The organism is Pseudomonas sp. LB3P14, from assembly GCF_054898045.1.
The window spans coordinates 6,292,901-6,312,228 of sequence record NZ_CM142714.1; the positions used below are offsets into that span (position 1 = coordinate 6,292,901).

The 19,328-nt window shown below is 59.1% G+C and carries 13 protein-coding genes; 4 read left to right on the forward strand and 9 right to left on the reverse strand.

Features of this window, described 5'->3' with window-relative positions:
• Positions 1-14 precede the first annotated feature (14 nt).
• The 4 genes from ACYZT5_RS28840 to ACYZT5_RS28855 form a co-directional block, all read right to left on the reverse strand.
• Positions 15-719, reverse strand: coding sequence for a FadR/GntR family transcriptional regulator (locus tag ACYZT5_RS28840; RefSeq protein WP_462048402.1), 705 nt, complete (start codon positions 717-719; stop codon positions 15-17).
• Between the two features lie 67 nt (positions 720-786).
• A complete protein-coding gene (locus ACYZT5_RS28845) occupies positions 787-2,100 on the reverse strand; it encodes a C4-dicarboxylate transporter DctA (protein ID WP_462048403.1) in 1,314 nt (437 codons plus the stop codon).
• 277 nt (positions 2,101-2,377) lie between these two features.
• Positions 2,378-3,631: a serine hydroxymethyltransferase gene (gene glyA, locus ACYZT5_RS28850; protein ID WP_462048404.1), complete on the reverse strand. Its 1,254-nt coding sequence runs from the start codon at positions 3,629-3,631 to the stop codon at positions 2,378-2,380.
• 254 nt (positions 3,632-3,885) lie between these two features.
• The gene (locus ACYZT5_RS28855) at positions 3,886-7,734 is read right to left on the reverse strand and encodes a sensor domain-containing protein (RefSeq protein WP_462048405.1); all 3,849 of its coding nucleotides are present in this window, start codon (positions 7,732-7,734) and stop codon (positions 3,886-3,888) included.
• 553 nt (positions 7,735-8,287) lie between these two features.
• On the opposite strand from ACYZT5_RS28855, the gene ettA reads away from it, so the two are divergent.
• Positions 8,288-9,952, forward strand: coding sequence for an energy-dependent translational throttle protein EttA (ettA, locus tag ACYZT5_RS28860; RefSeq protein ID WP_462048406.1), 1,665 nt, complete (start codon positions 8,288-8,290; stop codon positions 9,950-9,952).
• Between the two features lie 87 nt (positions 9,953-10,039).
• Here the strand turns inward: ettA and ACYZT5_RS28865 are convergent, their stop codons facing one another.
• From ACYZT5_RS28865 to ACYZT5_RS28880, 4 genes are all read right to left on the reverse strand, one after another.
• Positions 10,040-10,534 carry a GreA/GreB family elongation factor gene (locus ACYZT5_RS28865; protein WP_462048407.1) on the reverse strand — a complete coding sequence of 165 codons (495 nt, stop codon included), beginning with the start codon at positions 10,532-10,534 and terminating at the stop codon, positions 10,040-10,042.
• A 70-nt stretch (positions 10,535-10,604) separates the two neighbouring features.
• A complete protein-coding gene (locus ACYZT5_RS28870; RefSeq protein ID WP_462048408.1) occupies positions 10,605-10,961 on the reverse strand; it encodes a hypothetical protein in 357 nt (118 codons plus the stop codon).
• Positions 10,962-11,044: 83 nt separating this feature from the next.
• The gene (locus ACYZT5_RS28875) at positions 11,045-12,898 is read right to left on the reverse strand and encodes an Lnb N-terminal periplasmic domain-containing protein (RefSeq protein WP_462048409.1); all 1,854 of its coding nucleotides are present in this window, start codon (positions 12,896-12,898) and stop codon (positions 11,045-11,047) included.
• 105 nt (positions 12,899-13,003) lie between these two features.
• Positions 13,004-13,492, reverse strand: coding sequence for a DUF3015 domain-containing protein (locus tag ACYZT5_RS28880; RefSeq protein WP_218537511.1), 489 nt, complete (start codon positions 13,490-13,492; stop codon positions 13,004-13,006).
• A 276-nt stretch (positions 13,493-13,768) separates the two neighbouring features.
• On the opposite strand from ACYZT5_RS28880, the gene ACYZT5_RS28885 reads away from it, so the two are divergent.
• Positions 13,769-16,207, forward strand: coding sequence for a Lon protease family protein (locus ACYZT5_RS28885; protein ID WP_462048410.1), 2,439 nt, complete (start codon positions 13,769-13,771; stop codon positions 16,205-16,207).
• 291 nt (positions 16,208-16,498) lie between these two features.
• Entirely contained in the window at positions 16,499-16,840 is a 342-nt protein-coding gene (locus ACYZT5_RS28890; RefSeq protein ID WP_046048783.1) for a PA4575 family protein, read from the forward strand.
• Positions 16,841-16,845: 5 nt separating this feature from the next.
• On the opposite strand, the gene ACYZT5_RS28895 is transcribed toward ACYZT5_RS28890, so the two are convergent.
• Complete coding sequence (locus ACYZT5_RS28895; RefSeq protein ID WP_462048411.1) at positions 16,846-18,675, reverse strand: hypothetical protein; 1,830 nt, start codon at positions 18,673-18,675, stop codon at positions 16,846-16,848.
• Between the two features lie 159 nt (positions 18,676-18,834).
• Between ACYZT5_RS28895 and ACYZT5_RS28900 the strand changes: the two genes are divergently transcribed.
• Positions 18,835-19,323, forward strand: coding sequence for a TIGR00645 family protein (locus ACYZT5_RS28900; RefSeq protein ID WP_462048412.1), 489 nt, complete (start codon positions 18,835-18,837; stop codon positions 19,321-19,323).
• Positions 19,324-19,328: the final 5 nt, after the last annotated feature.

The window sequence follows — 19,328 nt, forward strand, 5'->3', positions numbered from 1 at the left end:
AGTTCGAAGCGGACTCAACTGACGAGGTTGTCATCCGGAATATTCAATTCGATGCCCATCCGCTGGCCTTCCCGAAGGATGTGCCGACGCATCTCGGCACTGGCCTGGGCGCTGTTTTTGCTGCGGATAGCGCGCACCACGGCTTCGTTCTCCTCAAGGCGCTCGGCCAAATGCTCCGGGGAGTTGCGCAGCACGTCGGCGCTTTGCTTGAGGGCGTTGCTGGTCTGTTGCACCACACTCTGGAAAATCGGATTCGAGGTCAGCGTGAACAGCTCTTCGTGGAACGCGATGTAGGCGTTCACGCCGGCTTCACTGTCGTTGGCCTCCAGCGCTTCGCGCATGTCCATCAGGGTCAGGCGCAGTTGCCTGACTTCCTTGCTGCTGATCGACTGCGCGACCAGCCCGACAATGAACGGCTCGAGGGTGTAGCGCAGTTGCAGCACGTCTTCCAGGCTTGCACCGGCAACCGCGCTGTCGTGGCTTTGGCTGTCGCTGAGATTGGCCTCCAGCACCACCACGCCTTTACCTGGCATGGAGCGCACCAGCCCGAGGGTTTCCAGCACGATGACGGCTTCACGCAGGCTCGGGCGGCTGATGCCCAGTTGTTCGGCCAGCTCACGCTGCCCCGGCAGCATCTCGCCGGAGCGCCACTGACCACGGGCCAACGCGGCCCGAAGTTTTTCTACTACTGAATTCACAACGGTCGACGAGGTGATCACTGTTCGCTCCATGAGCATCCATAACGATTGATGACCGTGCCTACCCGCAGGCAGGCACGGCGATTATTCAGAATTCCTGCTGATGTGCCGGGCCAACAGGTTTTCTCGGCTGGAAGGTATAACCCAGCTGGCCGGAAAGTACTTTGTTCGCCCGTTGGATATCGATGTCCTTCTCCCAGCGGGCGATGGCCACGGTAGCCACGCAGTTGCCGATCAGGTTGGTCAGCGCCCGGCCAATGCCCATGAACCAGTCCACCGCCAACACCAGCACCAGGCCGACCACCGGAATCGCCGGGATCGCCGTGAGTGTCGCCGCGAGAATCACCAGCGCCGAACCGGGAATCCCGTGGGCACCTTTGGAGGTGATCAGCGACACCAGCAGAATCGTCAGCAAGTCGGTCATGGCCAGCGGCGTGCCGGTGGCATTGGCGATGAACACGATGGCCAGGGTCAGGTAGATCGAAAAACCGTCCAGGTTGAACGAGTAACCGGTTGGAATCACCAGCCCGACCGTCGAGCTACCGATGCCCAAATGCTCAAGCTTGCGCATGATTTGTGGCAGAACGGCGTCGGAAGAGGCGGTGCCCATCACGATCAGCAGTTCTTCGCGCAGGTACTTGAGCAGTGGCCACATCCGCAGGCCGGAAAGGCGCATCACCAGGCCAAGAATCAACGACACGAACGCGAAACAGGTCAGGTAAAACAGGCCAACCAGGCTGCCCAGGTGTTGCAGCGAGTCCAGGCCATATTTGCTGGTCGTGAAGGCAATCGCCCCGAACACACCAATCGGCGCCAGGCGCACGATCATGCCCATGATGCGGAAGATCACGTGGCTGAGTTCGTTGATCAACCGGGAAATACCGGAGGCCGCTTCACCCACCAGATTCAGGGCGCTGCCGAACAGCACCGAAAACAGCAGGACTTGCAGGATGTTGTTGTCGGCAAAGGCGCCGATCACCGAGGTCGGGATCAGGTCCATCAGGAATTGCGTGGTGGTATGCATGTGCTGACCGCGCTGGGCAATGTCGCCCATGTCGGCAGCGGAAAGCTGATCCAGATGAATGTTCGCGCCGCTGCCGATGCCGGTGCTGAAGGCGAACACCAGACCAATCACCAGGGCGATGGTGGTCAGGACTTCGAAGTAGATCACCGATTTCAGGCCGATACGTCCGACCTTCTTCAGGTCGCCGGCACCGCTGATGCCGCTGACCACCACGCAGAACACGATCAGACCGATGAGCATCTTGATCAGTTTGATGAAGCCATCGCCGAGAGGTTTGAGCTGGGCGGAGTATTCAGGAAGGGTCAGCCCACAGACGATGCCGAGCACCAGTCCGAGAACCACTTGGAGGAAGATTGAACGCGAGCACCATCTGAGCATGGGAGGAATCCTGGTCGGTGTCCTGGCTGCCGTGCGCTTGGCGCATCAGATTCAGGACTTAATTATTGTGGTCTTACCGGTATGTCCAGTGCAGGCGCAGTCTAGGCGCTGTTTTTGGGTGATCGCAAGCAGAATTTGAGTGATTGGCATGACCGGTCTTACCAGTTGAGCGCAATGCCCCGACCTTGAGCCTTTCCGCTGTTTGAAAAAAATTGCAGACGAAAAAAAACCGGCCATCACTGGCCGGTTTTTTCATTGCTGCGGTTTAGCGGGCTGATTAGGCGCCGTATACCGGCAGCTTCTTGCAGATGGCTTTGACTTTCTCGCGAACGGCATCGATCACCGCTTCGTTGGAAAGATCAGCCAGGATGTCGCAGATCCAGCCGGCCAGCTCTTTGCACTCTGCTTCTTTGAAGCCACGAGTGGTCACAGCCGGAGTGCCGAAGCGCAGGCCGGAAGTGACGAACGGGGAGCGTGGATCGTTTGGCACGGAGTTCTTGTTCACGGTGATGAACGCTTTGCCCAGAGCGGCGTCGGCGTCTTTACCGGAGATTTCCTGCTTGATCAGCGACAGCAGGAACAGGTGGTTTTCAGTACCGCCCGATACCACGTCGAAACCGCGCTCGATGAATACGCCGGCCATGGCCTTGGCGTTCTTCACCACTTGTTGCTGGTAAGTCTTGAACTCAGGCTGCAGCGCTTCCTTGAAACAGATCGCTTTGGCGGCGATCACGTGCTCCAGCGGGCCACCCTGGGCGCCCGGGAATACCGCGGAATTCAGCTTCTTCTCGATGTCGGCGTTGGCGCGAGCCAGGATCAGGCCGCCACGTGGACCGCGCAGGGTCTTGTGCGTGGTGGTGGTCACGACGTCAGCGAAAGGCACCGGGTTCGGGTAGACGCCAGCGGCGACCAGACCAGCCACGTGGGCCATGTCGACGAACAGGTAGGCGCCGACTTTGTCAGCGATTTCGCGGAAGCGCGGGAAGTCCAGGATCTGCGAGTAAGCAGAGAAACCGGCCACGATCATTTTTGGCTTGTGCTCAACGGCCAGACGCTCGACTTCGTCGTAGTCGATCAGGCCGTTGCCGTCGATGCCGTATTGAACGGCGTTGTACAGCTTGCCGGAGGAGGAAACGCTGGCACCGTGGGTCAGGTGACCGCCGTGAGCCAGGCTCATGCCCAGGAGGGTGTCGCCCGCTTGCAGCAGAGCCAGGTAAACGGCGCTGTTGGCTTGCGAACCGGCGTGCGGTTGAACGTTGGCGTAATCGGCGCCGAACAGTTCTTTTGCACGATCGATGGCCAGTTGCTCGACCACGTCGACGTACTCGCAACCACCGTAGTAGCGCTTGCCCGGGTAGCCTTCGGCGTACTTGTTGGTCAGTACCGAGCCTTGAGCTTCCATCACCGCTGGGCTGGTGTAGTTTTCCGAAGCGATCAACTCAATATGTTCTTCCTGGCGCTGAGCTTCTTGCTCCATGGCGGCAAAGAGATCGGCGTCGTACTTGGCAATAGTCAAATCACGGCTGAACATGGCGGTCCTCAAGGATCGGGGCAGAAAAGGGGGGCATTCTAACCCAATGGGTTTTAGATGGCATATGAAAGGACATCATGTCGCAGACAAGTGGCGTTCATGCTGGGATCAGCGGTGATCGTGTCCCGCGGTGACAGGTGATCGTTCCCACGCTCTGCGTGGGAATGCCTCACTGGACGCTCTGCGTCCGCTTCGGCATGTGACGCGGAGCGTCACTGGCTGCATTCCCACGCAGAGCGTGGGAACGATCAATCTCAATCGAACATGAACAACGCATCATTGCTGAACTGCGCTTCAAACCGGCTCGCCGGCATCGGACGGCCAAACAGATACCCCTGAACCTCGTCGCAACCATGCTCACGCAGGAAGTCGAGCTGCTCGTGGGTTTCCACGCCCTCGGCGATCACCGCCAGATTGAGGCTATGGGCCATGGCGATAATCGCGCGGGCAATCTGCGCATCCTGTTCGCCCGACGGCAGGCCGTCGACGAACGTGCGGTCGATTTTCAGCACGTCGATCGGGAACTGCTTGAGGTAGTTGAGCGATGAGTAACCGGTGCCGAAGTCGTCGACCGCAATGCTCAGGCCGAGATTTTTTAGCCCTGCGAGTATCTGCATCGCTTCGCTGACTTCGCGCATCAGGATACTTTCGGTCAGCTCCAGTTCCAGGCACGCTGGCGGCAGGCCGGTTTCCTTGAGGATGGTGGCGATCCGCGTCCCGAGTTGGCCGTCGGAGAATTGCCGGGCCGAAATGTTCACCGACACCTTGGGCACCCGGACCTTGGCCTGATGCCAGGTCTTGAGCTGACGGCAAGCCTCACTGATCACCCAGTCGCCGACATCCACCACCAGACCGAGCTCTTCGAGCACCGGGATGAAGTCTCCCGGCGGTACCAGACCGCGTCGCGGATGGCGCCAGCGCAGCAAGGCTTCGGCGCCGGTCAGGCGTTTGCCATCGCCGCTGAACTGTGGTTGGTAGTAGAGGACGAATTCGTTCTGTTCCAGGGCGTGACGCAAGTCGCTTTCCAGCTCCAGACGCTCCAGGGCGCTGGCGTTCATGTCGGCCTGATAGAACTGGAAGTTGTTCTTGCCACGCTCCTTGGCGTGATACATCGCGGTGTCGGCGTTTTTCATCAGTTGGCTGAGTTCGTTGCCGTCCTGAGGGCTCAGGGCGATCCCGATACTGGCGGTGACGAAGAACTCGCGACCTTCAAGCACGAACGGTTTCACCAGGCTGGCGAGAATCTGTTCAGCCACATGAATCGCCCGGTTCAAGGCAATTTCACGGGTGGGCCGCGGTTGCAGCAGCAAGGTGAATTCATCGCCGCCCATGCGCGCCACGGTGTCGTCATCGTCGACGCAACCAAGCAAGCGCGTGGCCATTTCCTTGAGCATGCGATCACCGGCGGCGTGGCCCAGGGAGTCGTTGATCGGTTTGAAGCGGTCCAGGTCGAGGAACATCAGCACCACCCAGGACTTCTGCCGTTCGGCCGATTGCAGCGCCGTGTGCAGGCGATCCTGGAACAGCGTGCGGTTGGGCAGGTGGGTCAGGGCGTCGTAATAGGCGAGGCGGTGAATCCGCTGCTCACTGGCCTTGCGCTCGCTGATGTCGCTAAAGAAGCACACGTAGCTGGCCAGATCGCCTTCGTCATCCAGCACCGCCGTAATCCCGACCCAGGCCGGGTAATGCTCGCCATTGCGTCGTTTGAGCCAGACTTCGCCTTCCCATGTGCTGTGCTGATGCAGTTGCTTGAGCACGTAACGCAGATGGGATTCCTGCTGCTCGTCGACGGTCAGCATGTTCGGCAACTGGTCGAGCACCTGCTCCACCGCATAACCGCTGACACGGCTGAAGGCTTCGTTGGCCTGGACAATGTAGCCGGCCGGATCGGTGATCAGGATCGCCGAAGTCGAGTGCTCAAATACTGTCGCAGCCATGCGCAGGTCTTTTTCGGCCCGGCGCTGCTGGCTGATGTCGCGACCGACGCCCAGCACGCCTTCGAATGCACCGTGTTCGTCCCAGACCAGCACCAGCCGCAGCTCGATGGGAATCTTGCGCCCGTCGGCCCGCAGGCAGTCGAACAAAAACAGTTGGGTCTGCACCTGACTGCGCAACAGCGCCAGTTGGTCGGGTTTATTCAGCGCTTTGCTGACCCGGTCCATCAGGGTGTAAATGCCGGTCAGTTGTTGCGGGTTGGCGATGGTCGATTGCCAGCCGTTCTGAAAAATCCAGTCGGCGTCGTAGCCCAGCACGGCGTGCACCGACGGGCTGACGTAGTTGAGCGCCATCTTGCTGTCGGTTGAGAAAATCACGTCGCTGATGCTTTCGGCGAGCATCCGGTAACGCTGCTCGCTGTCGCGCAGGGACTCACTGGCTTCGATCTGTTCGGTGATGTCCTTGGCCACGCCGATGATCCGCGTGACCTGATCGTGCTTGTCCCGCGCCAGCGCCTGTTCGCGGATGTCGAAACGCCGCCATATACCGTCCCGATGGCGGAAGCGCAGTTGGCATTGCAGCAATTGTCTGTAGCCGGCCTGCCGCTGGGTCTGGCGCGAGCGGTGGTAGAAGTCGGCATCTTCGGGATGCAGGAGAATTTCCCAGAAATACTCGCCCATCTGGTGCAGTTCGGTACGGTTGTAACCCAGCGTCTGGCCCAGGTGGTGGTTGCTGAAAATCATTCGCTGGCTGATCACGTCTTGCACGTACAGATGATCCGGCACGGTGCGCACCACGTCGGACCAGAATCCTTCACGCTCCAGCAGCGACAATTCGACGAGCTTGCGGCTGGTGATGTCAGTGATGCTCAGGATCACCGCTTTATAGTCGTCCAGGTCTTCCGGCAACCGCAGGACCAGCCACAAGTGCTGGTCGCGGCCATTGGCGTCCTGCAGTTTGATTTCCAGTTCAAGCTGTCTCTGTTGGTTGAGCACCGCTTCGAGCACTTGATTGCCGATGGCGGTGCCGTCCTGCGGATTGCCGTCGATCAGCAGTTTCCAGGCTTGATCGCAAGCGTTGACGTTGAGCAGTTGCAGGGCGACCAGGTTGACCTCGGTGATGCGCAGCTCCTGAAGCAGGTGCTGGCGTTGCTGCGGCGTCTCGAGCCAGGCCTTCAGTTGTTCGCTGCTGTGCAGCTGAGCCTTGTCGAAGAAGCTTTTGAGCCCGTACACGTCGAGCACACACAGGGCGACGCCGGTGCCTTCGAAAATATCCTGGTAGCGTCGACGACCTTCGTGCACCTGGCGCTGGCGGCGGCGGATGTTCAGCAGGGCGATGAACGGCAGCAGGGAGAAGGCCAGGCCCAGAAGGCATTTGCCGATGAACGCTGGCAGCAGGTGTTCGATCACCCGTTGCCGGTCGAACAGCCCGCGCAGTTGCCAGTCGCTGCTGCCCAGGGGCACTGTCAACACGCTGTTGGCCAGTTCATCCGGTGACATCAACGCCGGTGTGGCCAAGGGCTGCGCATCGTCGCGGCTGACGATCTGGTGATTGACGCGATTTTCCACCAGCCACAGCGGGCGAATACCGGCTTCATTTGGTTTGGTCAACGACGAGAAAAATGTCGGCGTCAGGCGCAGAACCCAGTAGCCGCGGGTGCTACCACTGGCCTGATGCAGGAGCAGATGCACCATCGAGCCGTCATTGGCGTTGCTGAAATAATGGGACTGGGCGCGACTGCGCCGCACCAGTTCGCTCAGGTAGTCGGCGTCGTTGCTGTCGTCGGCACTGTCACTGAGGACTTTCCCGGAAGGGCTGAGCAACGCAAGGCTGCGCAGGTCGGGCAATGATTTTTGCAGCGTGCGCAGCAGCACCTGCAGTTCGTCGGCGCTTTTTGGTTGTTCGACGATCGGTAGCAGGTTGAGGGCGATCTGGGCGTTGAGCGCCATGTTCAGGCTGACTTGCGAGGCCAGATCGGCGGTGTAATCGATGTTGTACTGACGCTGGTGTCTTTGGGTATCGCGAAGCTGATCCAGCAACTGCCAAAACAGCAGCGCGAGCAGTAACAGGACGAGCATCGCCAGCGCGCCCTTCAAGGATCCACGCAGGGGTGAGCCGGTCGCAGGATTGAGTGCGCTCACGGAAGAAGGGGGAGAGACATTAGACAAACTGTAATCCTGCGGTTTGGCTGGACTGGCGCGACGTGCACTATAAGCCGGACGCCCGGAGGGCGGCTAGCATGCCTTGAGTTGTGGCAAAGTGCCAGTCCCGCTCGGCTGGACTGCCTCTCGTCATTAAGGTAGCTTTGCCGGTTACGCGGGGGCGTTCCAGCTCCTAGGGGGCGTTCTCAATTAGTTTCCCCGCCGCGCCGGGTCTGCTGTTGTGCAGGGCAAGGCGCGAGAAGCGTGGTTTGGTCATTCCAAATAAGCTTCGAGCAACGCAGCCCTGCACAACAGCAGGCCCGGCCCTCCGGGTTGTGCCTTAAAGAGGGCCATGCTGCGTTGGAGGCCTTGGAAAGGGAACAACCATTACCTGCGGCCTCCGCCTTGCCTGGCCCGCTTTAAGGCAACAACGCGGAGGGGAAACTAATTGAGAACGCCCCCTAGACTCAGGCTTTTTCAGCGCGCACGCATTGATACCCATCAATCGGCCGACGCGCACAGCCTGGCCAGGCATCGCCTGCGCTCCAATCATTCATCAGTCACTGACCCAAGGTTCTCCATGGCTCAATACGTATTCACCATGCATCGGCTGGGTAAAGTTGTTCCGCCGAAGCGGGAAATCCTGAAAAACATTTCGCTGTCGTTCTTCCCGGGCGCCAAGATTGGCGTACTCGGCCTTAACGGTTCGGGTAAATCCACGCTGTTGAAAATTATGGCTGGCGTCGACACCGAGTTCGACGGCGAAGCCCGTCCGATGCCGGACCTGAACATCGGCTACCTGCCGCAAGAACCGATCCTGGACCCGACCAAGACTGTGCGTGAAGTGGTCGAGGAAGCGGTCAGCGTGATCAAGAACGCCCAGGCGCGCCTGGACGAGGTCTACGCGGCTTACGCTGATGAGGATGCTGATTTCGACAAACTGGCCGCTGAACAAGCCAAGCTCGAAGCCATCCTGCAGGCCAGTGACGGTCACAACCTGGATCGTCAACTGGAAGTCGCCGCCGATGCGCTGCGTCTGCCAGCGTGGGATGCCAAGGTTGAATTCCTGTCCGGTGGTGAGAAGCGTCGTGTGGCCCTGTGCCGCCTGTTGCTGTCCGCACCCGACATGCTGCTGCTCGACGAACCGACCAACCACCTGGACGCCGACTCCGTCGCCTGGCTGGAGCATTTCCTCCACGATTTCCCGGGCACTGTGGTCGCGATCACGCACGACCGTTACTTCCTGGACAACGTCGCCGGCTGGATCCTCGAGCTCGACCGCGGCGCCGGTATCCCGTACGAGGGCAACTATTCGGGTTGGCTTGAAGCCAAGTCCGATCGTCTGGCTGCCGAATCCAAACAGCAGTCGGCCCATGAAAAAGCCATGAAGGAAGAACTGGAGTGGGTGCGCAAAGGCGCCAAGGCCCGCCAGTCCAAATCCAAGGCTCGTCTGCAACGCTTCGAAGAAATGCAATCGCAGGAATTCCAGAAGCGCAGCGAAACCAACGAGATCTACATCCCGGCCGGTCCGCGCCTGGGCGACAAGGTCATCGAGTTCAAGAACGTCTCCAAGGGCTATGGCGATCGCGTGTTGATCGACAACCTGTCGTTCGCCATGCCTAAAGGCGCCATCGTTGGCGTGATCGGCGGTAACGGTGCCGGTAAATCGACTCTGTTCCGCATGCTGATGGGCAAGGAAACTCCGGATTCGGGCAGCATCGAAGTCGGCGAAACCGTGCAACTGGCGTGCGTCGATCAGAGCCGCGAAGACCTGGACGGCAGCAAGACTGTATTCCAGCAAATCTCCGACGGTTCCGACCAGATCCGCATCGGCAACTACGAGATCCCGTCGCGCACCTACGTCGGTCGCTTCAACTTCAAGGGCGGCGATCAACAGAAGTTCGTCAAGGACCTGTCCGGTGGTGAGCGCGGCCGCTTGCACCTGGCCCTGACCCTGAAAGAGGGCGGCAACGTCCTGCTGCTCGACGAACCGTCCAACGACCTCGACGTTGAAACCCTGCGTTCCCTGGAAGAAGCCCTGCTGGACTTCCCGGGCGCCGCCATTGTGATCTCTCACGATCGGTGGTTCCTTGACCGCGTCGCGACTCACATCCTGGCGTACGAAGACGACTCGCAAGCGGTGTTCTTCGAAGGTAACTACTCCGAGTACGAAGCCGATCGCCGCAAACGCCTGGGCGAAGCGGCGACTCAGCCGCACCGTGTACGGCACAAAAAACTGGCCTGATTTCAGGTTGGTTGCATGAAAAAGCGGAGCCTTCGGGCTCCGTTTTTTTTTGGGTTTTTTAGTGAGATCGCGAAGGCGTCCTCCCAATCACCCGATTTCTATGCTCAGAACCTCAATCACCAAATCCCCCGCCGGCCGCTTCCACAGCACTTCATCCCCGACCTGCGCACCCAGCAACGCCCGACCCAGCGGCGAACCCCAATTGATCAGCCCGCTCGCGGCATCCGCCTGATCCTCGCCCACTAATTGCACGCGTTGTTCGTTGCCCTGTTCATCGGCAAACGTCACCCAGGCGCCAATCTGCACTTTGTTGGTCGAAGAGGCCGGCACGACTAACTGAGCGCTTTGCAGGCGTTGATTGAAATACCGCCAGTCACGCTCAAGGTCGGCCTGGCGCTGTTTGTCGGCCAGTTCACCTTTCGCACTTTGCTCATTGAGCAGATTTTGCACCTCGGCGAGTTTCGCCTGAAGCTGGGCGAGCCCGGCCGGGGTGACATAGTTGGGCTGCGCGCTGACCTGCCGTTCGACTGGCTGATCGGTTTGCGCGGCGGCGTTATCTTCATTGACGAAGGCGCGACTCATGGTTTTCTCCCGTTATAGGGTTTGGGCCATGGTCGCAGGCTTTTAGTTTCGACTGATGTCTATCAGCGACTCATTGCGAGCGATACGCACGGGCGGCGTCCTGATCCTTTTGCTGCCGCCAGGCTTTGTCCCGGTCGTCCCAATGATGGCTGCGATAATCTTCGCGATCCTCGCTTTCGCGCATCGCCTGACACTGACGGAAGCCATCGCTCCAGCCCTCGGCGTACTGCTTGTCCTTGAGGTAACGCGGGACGTTTTTGCGAAACTCACCCGTGATTGCGCCAGCGGCTTGCCGGCCACTGCTGCAACCGTCATCGAAGCCATCGGCGAACGCCGGTGGATAGCCCTTGGCGATCAGATCCTCGTGGGTCGTCTGGCAACCCGCGATCAACATCAGCAAACCCACCACACACACGTAACGCCACATCTCAGACTCCCAGGCCGTCAACGGCCTATATGAGAAGTCTAGGAGTGGATTCGTCGATGGGATGTGAAAGAGAGATCAAAAGATCAGTAGTGATACCACTTCACCTCAAGCATTACTTCGTTCTCAGGCGAAGCCAGGTGGCTGAACTCTCGCTGGGCACTCAGGCGCATACCCAGGTTGCGCGACAATTCCCACTGCTGATTCAGACTCACGCTACGGCGCACTTCGCCATTGGTGAAGTAATCACCTTTGGCCTCCAGGCTGAAGTTGCCCAGCGGGTTTTTCCACAGCAGGCCCGTATTGAAACCCGCCGCCGGAGCGATGAAACCGGCGAAGTCGTTGTTGTGCTCCACGCGCACGGTGCCCAAGGCAAAGCCGAGCATGTCGTCGCCCAGTTGCCAGGTACCGCCGCCGCCACCATTGACGTGGCTGACCAGGGTTTCGTCATCATGTTTGCCGGGCACTCGCTCCAGGCCGCCGGTGACCTGCCACGAGAGCGGTTGCAGCAACTCATTGCGCGGGGTTAGTGAGCGGATGGTCGCCAGGTCCAATTGCTGCAACTGCCAGTGATTGCCTTCGTACTGGCGAAGTTTCATTTGCAGGATTTCGATCTGTGCACCGAGGGGGAAGCTCTCGGCATTGTCGTTGAGATCGTGATACGCCATGCGCAGGCCATATTCGCCAAAAGCCTTGTCGCCCCGGGTGCCGATGCCGGCCTGCCAGGTTCGCGATTCATGGCCATCCTCGGGCAGGCCGGGTTGCGGGATGTCCAGTTCCGGCGCCGGGTTCTGGTTGATCGCCCGCAGCAGTTCGAAACTGCGCTGCGCCCGTTGCGGGTCACGTTCCTGACCGTTGGCGCGGTAGCGCTCCAAGCGATAGGCCGCGTCGATGATCAGCGCCTGACGCTCGCGCGGTTGAGCCTTGAACGCCGGCGCCTGCAACTGCTTCTGGTCGGCGCTGACGTTCAGCACCCAATCCTGTTCTTCATCGGTCAACGGCTCGGCGCGGCTCAGCAGTTCACGTTCGCGAGACGGTCGATATTGAATGGATTCCACCAGTCCGGCTTCTTTCACCGCTTTCACGGTGTCCGTAGGAATCGCGGTCAGCGGGAATTGTTCGGTCAATCGCAGGCTCGGGCGGGCCACTTGCAGCAATTCCAGCAGACGATAAGAGCAATTTTCGTCAAAGAAGAAATAGTCGAACTGGATCTGTTTCAGTTCCCAGACGTGCTCGACCATGCGCTCGGTTTCTGCCTGGGTCAGGTTCAGGCGGTATTCCCACAGATCGCGGTTCTCGAGGCTGCGGTATTCCGAGAGTTTTTCCTGATAAGGCACCAACGCAAACAAACCAGGATAGCCACCCATCAAGCCTTTCCAGGCATACAGGATGCTGTTGTCGGAACCTTCAATGTACGCGCCGAAGTTGATCGCATAACTGAGCAGGGCGGTTTGATCGCTCTGCACATTGGCCTGGTCGATGCGCAGCAGCGTGTGGCCGAACATCGATGACGGGCTGTTCAGATACGCCGCCGGGAAAATCATCACCGCACTGTGGGGCGAAACATCCTTGAACCATTGCTTGAATTCAGTGCAGGGAAGCGTCGGCAGATCGCTCAGGTTGAGCTGTGCCTTCAGCCAGCGGGTGCGGGCGGGGTAGACGCATTGCGCATGTTTTTCGCCGGCGCTGGCCGGGGCGTACAGCGCTTGCACGGTCGCCGCCAGCTCACGGTCAGGATGTTCATTGCCGTCGGCGGCGAGGAAGAATTTCCTGTCGCTGACATAGCTGCGCCAGCCGCCGAGCTTGGCGGTTTCGTAATGGCCCAGGGAAATCCAGAAGGGGTCGTTGGCCAGTTGCTGCAAACGTTGATTGTCTATATGTGGCGCGGCAGACAGCGGGGCGCAGACACAGAGCGCCAGCCAGGCAAGGCGTTTGAGCATAGTGAGCAACTTAAGTCGAAAGAAACAAAGACCCAAAGGGGCAGGCCAAAAAGGGCCAGGTTCAAAAAATAAAACCCGCTCCCCAAGAGAGCGGGCGGGTCGAGCTTAAGCTTGAGTGGCGTACTTGGCCAGACGCGGATCGCTCTTCAGAACGGCCAGGGTGTTGGTATGCACGTCGTCAGCGGTCACGTCAGCCTTGCTGAAGATCTGCTGGAAGTGCTCATGAGTGACGGCGGCGAAATGCGCACGGTCTTCCGGCGCCACGCCCAGTACCACAGCGTAAGTGGTCAGCGCTTCGCCCTGACCTTTAGCCATGTCTTCGGACAGCTCGTTCATCATGCCATTCATGGCAATCCAGGATTTGCCGCCATAGGTCAGCGACGCATTGGTCGAGCAACCGTTGGTACCAGAAGTCATACCGAACGTTGCGTTGCCGGAAGTGCCGTTGGTGGTGGATGCCAGGAAGTGAGCCGGGGTGCCACGCTGACCTTCGAACAGCATGTTGCCCCAACCGCAATCCGGGCCGCCTGGCGCCTGAGCCATGGCATTGAGGGATACAACGGTGAAGAGAGTACCGAGAAGAATCCGTTTCATAGCTTTGTTCTCTTTATGTGCATACCAATGGACAAGGGGTCTGGCCCGATCTGGCGCCAGTAGGCCGGTTATTGTTCCAGCCGCGCAGTTTGGAGTTTAGGCACGTTCCTAGGGTTCCGTTATTTTTTGCATAACATTCGTTGAAAACATTGATTTAGGCCCGGCCTGCTTAGCGATGCCGCTTTGTCTATGCTTTGGCTAGAGGTGCGCCTTGCAAGTGAGGTATGGGCAGCGCCAGAATGCCGCTATCTGCCCCGCCTGATGTAAGGAAGCCCGATGCCTGATCCTGTTGCTGCCAGCTTGCGTCTAGCGCCTGAAGCGCTGACCCGTCCGTTTTCCGCTGAACAGTTCAGCTTCTCTACCACCAATGATTTGGAGCCCTTCCGCGGTGTGCTTGGCCAGGAACGTGCGGTCGAAGCCTTGCAGTTCGGTGTGGCAATGCCACGCCCCGGTTACAACGTCTTCGTCATGGGTGAGCCCGGCACTGGCCGGTTCTCGTTCGTCAAACGCTACCTGAAAGCCGAGGGCAAACGCCTGCAGACGCCGGCGGACTGGGTCTACGTCAACAATTTCGATGACCCTCGCGAACCTCGCGCCCTGGAATTGCCCTCGGGCACCGCCGGTGCCTTTATCGATGACATCAACGGCTTGATCGACAACCTGCTGGCGACTTTTCCGGCTGTGTTCGAGCACCCGTCCTACCAGCAGAAGAAAAGCGCCATCGACCGCGCCTTCAATCAACGCTATGACCGCGCGCTGGATGTGATTGAGCGCCTGGCGCTGGAAAAGGAAGTTGCGCTGTACCGCGACAGCACCAATATCGCCTTCACCCCGATGAGCGAAGGCAAGGCCGTGGACGAAGCCGAATTTGCCCAGTTGCCGGAAGCCGATCGCGAGCGTTTTCACGACGATATTTCGTGGCTGGAAGAGCGGCTGAACGAAGAGCTCGCCAGCCTGCCGCAGTGGAAGCGTGAGTCGAGCAATCAAATGCGCCAGCTCAACGAAGAAACCATCACCCTGGCCTTGCAACCATTGCTCGCGCCGCTGTCGGAAAAGTACGCGGAAAACGCCGGCGTTTGCGGTTACCTGCAAGCGATGCAGGTGTATCTGCTCAAGACGGTGGTCGAGCAACTGGTGGACGACAGCAAAACTGACGCCATCGCCCGCAAGCTGCTGGAAGAGCAATACGCGCCGAGCCTGGTGGTCGGACATCCGGCCAGCGGTGGTGCGCCAGTGGTCTTTGAGCCGCACCCCACTTACGAAAACCTGTTCGGCCGCATCGAATACACCACCGATCAGGGCGCGCTCTACACGACCTATCGGCAGCTGCGACCGGGTGCCTTTCACCGGGCCAACGGCGGTTTCCTGATCCTCGAAGCGGAAAAAATGCTCAGCGAGCCGTTCGTGTGGGATGCGCTCAAACGCGCCCTGCAATCGCGCAAATTGAAAATGGAATCGCCGCTGGGCGAGATGGGCCGTTTCGCCACCGTGACCCTTACTCCGCAACATATTCCGTTGCAGGTCAAAGTCGTCATCATCGGCGCCCGGCAGCTGTACTACACGCTGCAGGATCTGGATCCGGACTTTCAAGAGATGTTCCGCGTTCTGGTGGACTTCGACGAAGACATCCCGATGGTTGACGAAAGCCTTGAGCAATTCGCCCAGTTGCTCAAAACCCGCACCTCCGAAGAAGGCATGGCGCCGCTGACCGCTGATGCGGTGGCGCGTCTGGCGACTTACAGTGCTCGCCTGGCTGAGCACCAGGGGCGTTTGTCGGCGCGGATCGGTGACCTGTTCCAACTGGTCAGCGAGGCGGATTTCATTCGCCAGCTGGCCGGTGATGAAATGACCGACGCCGGGCACATCGAACGTGCGCTCAAGGCCAAGGCCACACGCACCGGGCGCGTCTCGGCGCGGATTCTTGATGACATGCTGGCGGGGATCATCCTGATCGACACGGATGGCGCGGCGGTGGGCAAATGTAACGGGCTGACAGTGCTGGAGGTCGGTGACTCGGCGTTCGGTGTGCCGGCGCGGATTTCCGCCACGGTGTATCCGGGCGGTAGCGGCATTGTCGACATCGAGCGCGAGGTCAACCTCGGCCAGCCCATTCACTCCAAAGGCGTGATGATCCTCACCGGGTATCTGGGCAGCCGTTACGCCCAGGAATTCCCGCTGGCGATTTCCGCGAGTATCGCCCTGGAGCAGTCCTACGGTTACGTGGATGGCGACAGTGCATCGCTGGGCGAGGCTTGCACCTTGATTTCGGCCTTGTCGAAAACCCCGCTCAAGCAGTGTTTTGCGATCACCGGCTCGATCAACCAGTTCGGTGAAGTGCAGGCGGTGGGTGGGGTCAACGAGAAGATCGAAGGCTTCTTCCGACTCTGCGAAGCGCGCGGGTTGACCGGTGAGCAAGGGGCGATCATTCCTCAGGCCAACGTTGCCACGCTGATGCTTGACGAGAAAGTGCTGGCGGCAGTGCGCGCGGGGCAGTTCCACGTCTACGCCGTACGCCAGGCCGATGAGGCGCTGAGCCTGTTGGTTGGCGAGCCGGCCGGTGCGCCAGACGCCGATGGCCAGTTCCCTGAAGGCAGCGTTAACGCGCGGGTGGTAGAACGCTTGCGGGTCATCGCAGAAATGATCAGCGAAGAAGACCTCAAGGAAGCCGAGAAAGAAGCTGCGCTGGAAGCACTGGTCGAGGCCAAACCAGCCTAAACGGTGATCGTTCCCACGCTCTGCGTGGGAACGCCTCCTGTGACACTCTGCGTCACGCTTTTTGGGACGCGGAGCGTCCGGGGCTGCATTCCCACGCAGAGCGTGGGAACGATCAGTGCCATCAGTCTGGCGTCAATATTCACACAATGACCATTCGGCGCCTTTCGGTCTCACCTGACGTACAAGTCAAACTTTTCCTCTATTCTCAGCTCAAGGATATCGACAGTAATCACTGGATCGAGACAGCCCTCCCGTGGGGGCTGAATACCGGATCTACCGAGGGTCGCCGCCATGTCGCGCAACCTCTGCCTCACCCGTCAATGCCTGGGCCTTGTGACCCGTATCGAGTGTGCCATCCGCCCATTGGCGGGAGATACGGGCATGTGGACCTTACTCTTTGCCGCCGGAATGGCCGGCGAACAACCTTCTGCCATCAAAGCCCAAGGCCCGTTTCATGGTCCCTTTGTGGCTGAGTCGATCCTCGACACCATCGTTGAAAGCCTCACGCTGCACGGCTATGAGCTGGCCGATGATCCGCAAATCTGGTGCCTGCACCTGCAAGCTCAGCTGCGGGAAATCAATGGTGGCCGTTGCCGCAATCCTGGAGGTTTCGAATTTCGCCCTGAGCACTGAACAGGCTATTGGGCAAGGTGGGGCGTATCCGCCTTGTCGAGTTTCACCTCGAATCCATATTGCACGGTGGCGAGGTCGGTTCGTTGATAGGTTTCCAGTCGGGCAGGTTGCCCGTAGAAGTAATGCACGCCCAATAATGCCGGGCCTTCTGCGCTCGCATCGTGAATGACCGAAAGAATCTCCTTCAGATAATTGCCGCTGTCGTCCTTGGCGAAGAAACGCCAGTCCTGGGCGGGAAACAGCTTCAGATCAACCACCAGCGCGTTGCCTTTGAGCACCAGGCCTTTGGGCAATTGGTGGGCGTCGATGGTTTTCTTTTCGACGGTGGCGAGGAACAGCGGCATGGAGCCCACCGCGTAAGCCGGGGTTTCCGGAAACAAGTTCAAGTCGTAGGTGATGGTGCCGCGCAGGGGATCAACCTGGTAAGCCTCCGGCGGCAATTCAATCGGTTCATCGCGTTTGCCGTTACCGTCCTCGGTAAAGAAACTGACCGGACTCTCACCGGGGGTGAAGGAGGTGCCGAGCAACTCGTCATTGAAGCTTTTGGAGTGATCGAACTCGATACGCGCGGCGCTGGGGTCTTCGACCGACTGACTGATGCTGACGTTCTTTTTCAGTTGTTCCTCGCCAAGCGTTGCGCCCTTGAGCCAGTTCGGGGCCTGGTCGTCGTACACCACCACTGGCAACGTCAGTGGCTGGATGGTCTTTTCCGTGGTGTGTGGGTCGAAGCGACGGACAGGCAGGTCCAGGTCCTTGCGGGTCACCGTGGCGGTTGAAAAGTCCAGTACGCTGACCTCGAGGGTCTCGATCGGCCCATTGAAGTACACCTTGGAATAATGGTGGCTCTGTTGTTTCTCAAACGCGCGCTGTTCTTCATCGATCTGTTTTTCGAAGCTTTCGCTCCAGGCCTTCTGCTGCTGCATTTTCGCCAGTTGCTGTTGATAGAAAGCAATTTGTGCGGCGGTTTCGTTGATCGAGCCTGAGCGCGAGAGAAATTGCCCGGTGCTGTCCTTGGCCTGAACGATCAGCGGGTTCAACGGTGTTTCGCTGACCTCGGGGGCCAGTGGTGCGCTGTTGTTGAATTCGAGTTCGGCGTAGTTGTTGGCAAGGTTCAGCAGGGTGACGCTGAGGTTATCGTTGGTGCGAGAATGGCCAACGTCCTTTTTCGTCAGGTCGAAGCTGTAGAGCCGGCGCGGTGCGATCACTTCTACCTTGCCTTGCAGGCTCACCGGTTGTGGCTGGTTCTTGTTTTCGACGTCCAGGCCATCGATGAAGGGATAGGTCACCGTCAGGTCGTCGGGGTTGGTCAGGTTTGAGCTCGACGGACTCAACTGAATACCGGGATCGGTTTCCGACCATTCCGGCTGAAACGGGATGACGCGTTTGTTGCTCAGGGTCACCGATTGCCATTCCAGGCCATGGGGAAAGAGAAACGCGGCCGGAATGTTGAAGTTGAAAGGGAACACCGGTTGCAGATCGGTCAGGTAGTCGGAGCTTGAACCTTTGTGCAGCACGAACAGACCGTTGATGTACGTGTCGACCAAGGCTTGTGGCGTGGGGTAGTGCTTGAGCACGGCGAGGGCGTCTTCGCCATATTCTGTTTCCACCGGTTTGCTGTCGAGCTTGAGTTGCGCACGCTCGAGCAACAACAGTGAGCCGCCGAGTTCAGCCACGGCATCCTTGAGTTTCGGATCCTGAATCGCATCCAGAGACTTCCCGAACTGTGCAGTCTTTTCCTCGAGGCTGACCTGGCGCTTCTCATCGCTGGGAGAGCAGGCGCTCATCAGCAAAGCCAGGCAAATTCCGGCGCTCGTTAAAGGCAATCGCACATCCATTTCCCGTCTTCCTGTCCGATGTCGCTGAACTGTCAATGCTTTGGACACTAGCAGAAAAACCTTGTCACACACGCGCAGGTTGCGGATTTCCCGGCGGTTTCTGGGTGTAACGGGTGGCTGATATACTCGCGGCCATTTCCAGCCCACATGTGAGATTTAATGGAACGCTTTATCGAAAATACAATGTACGCCTCCCGCTGGCTGCTGGCGCCGATCTACTTCGGTCTGTCCCTCGGGCTGCTGGCGCTGGCGCTGAAATTCTTCCAGGAAGTGTTTCACGTCATCCCTAACGTGTTCTCGATGGCCGAGTCGGATCTGATTTTGGTGCTGCTGTCGCTGATCGACATGGCACTGGTGGGCGGTTTGCTGGTGATGGTGATGATTTCCGGTTACGAGAACTTCGTTTCCCAACTGGATATCGACGACGACAAGGAAAAGCTCAACTGGCTGGGCACCATGGATTCTTCTTCGCTGAAGATGAAAGTGGCAGCCTCCATCGTGGCGATTTCGTCCATCCACCTGCTGCGGATTTTCATGGACGCCAAGAACGTCGATCCCGAGCACTTGAAGTGGTACGTGGTTATTCACATGACCTTTGTGGTCTCGGCGTTCGCCATGGGTTATCTGGATAAGCTGACCAAGCACTGATCGCT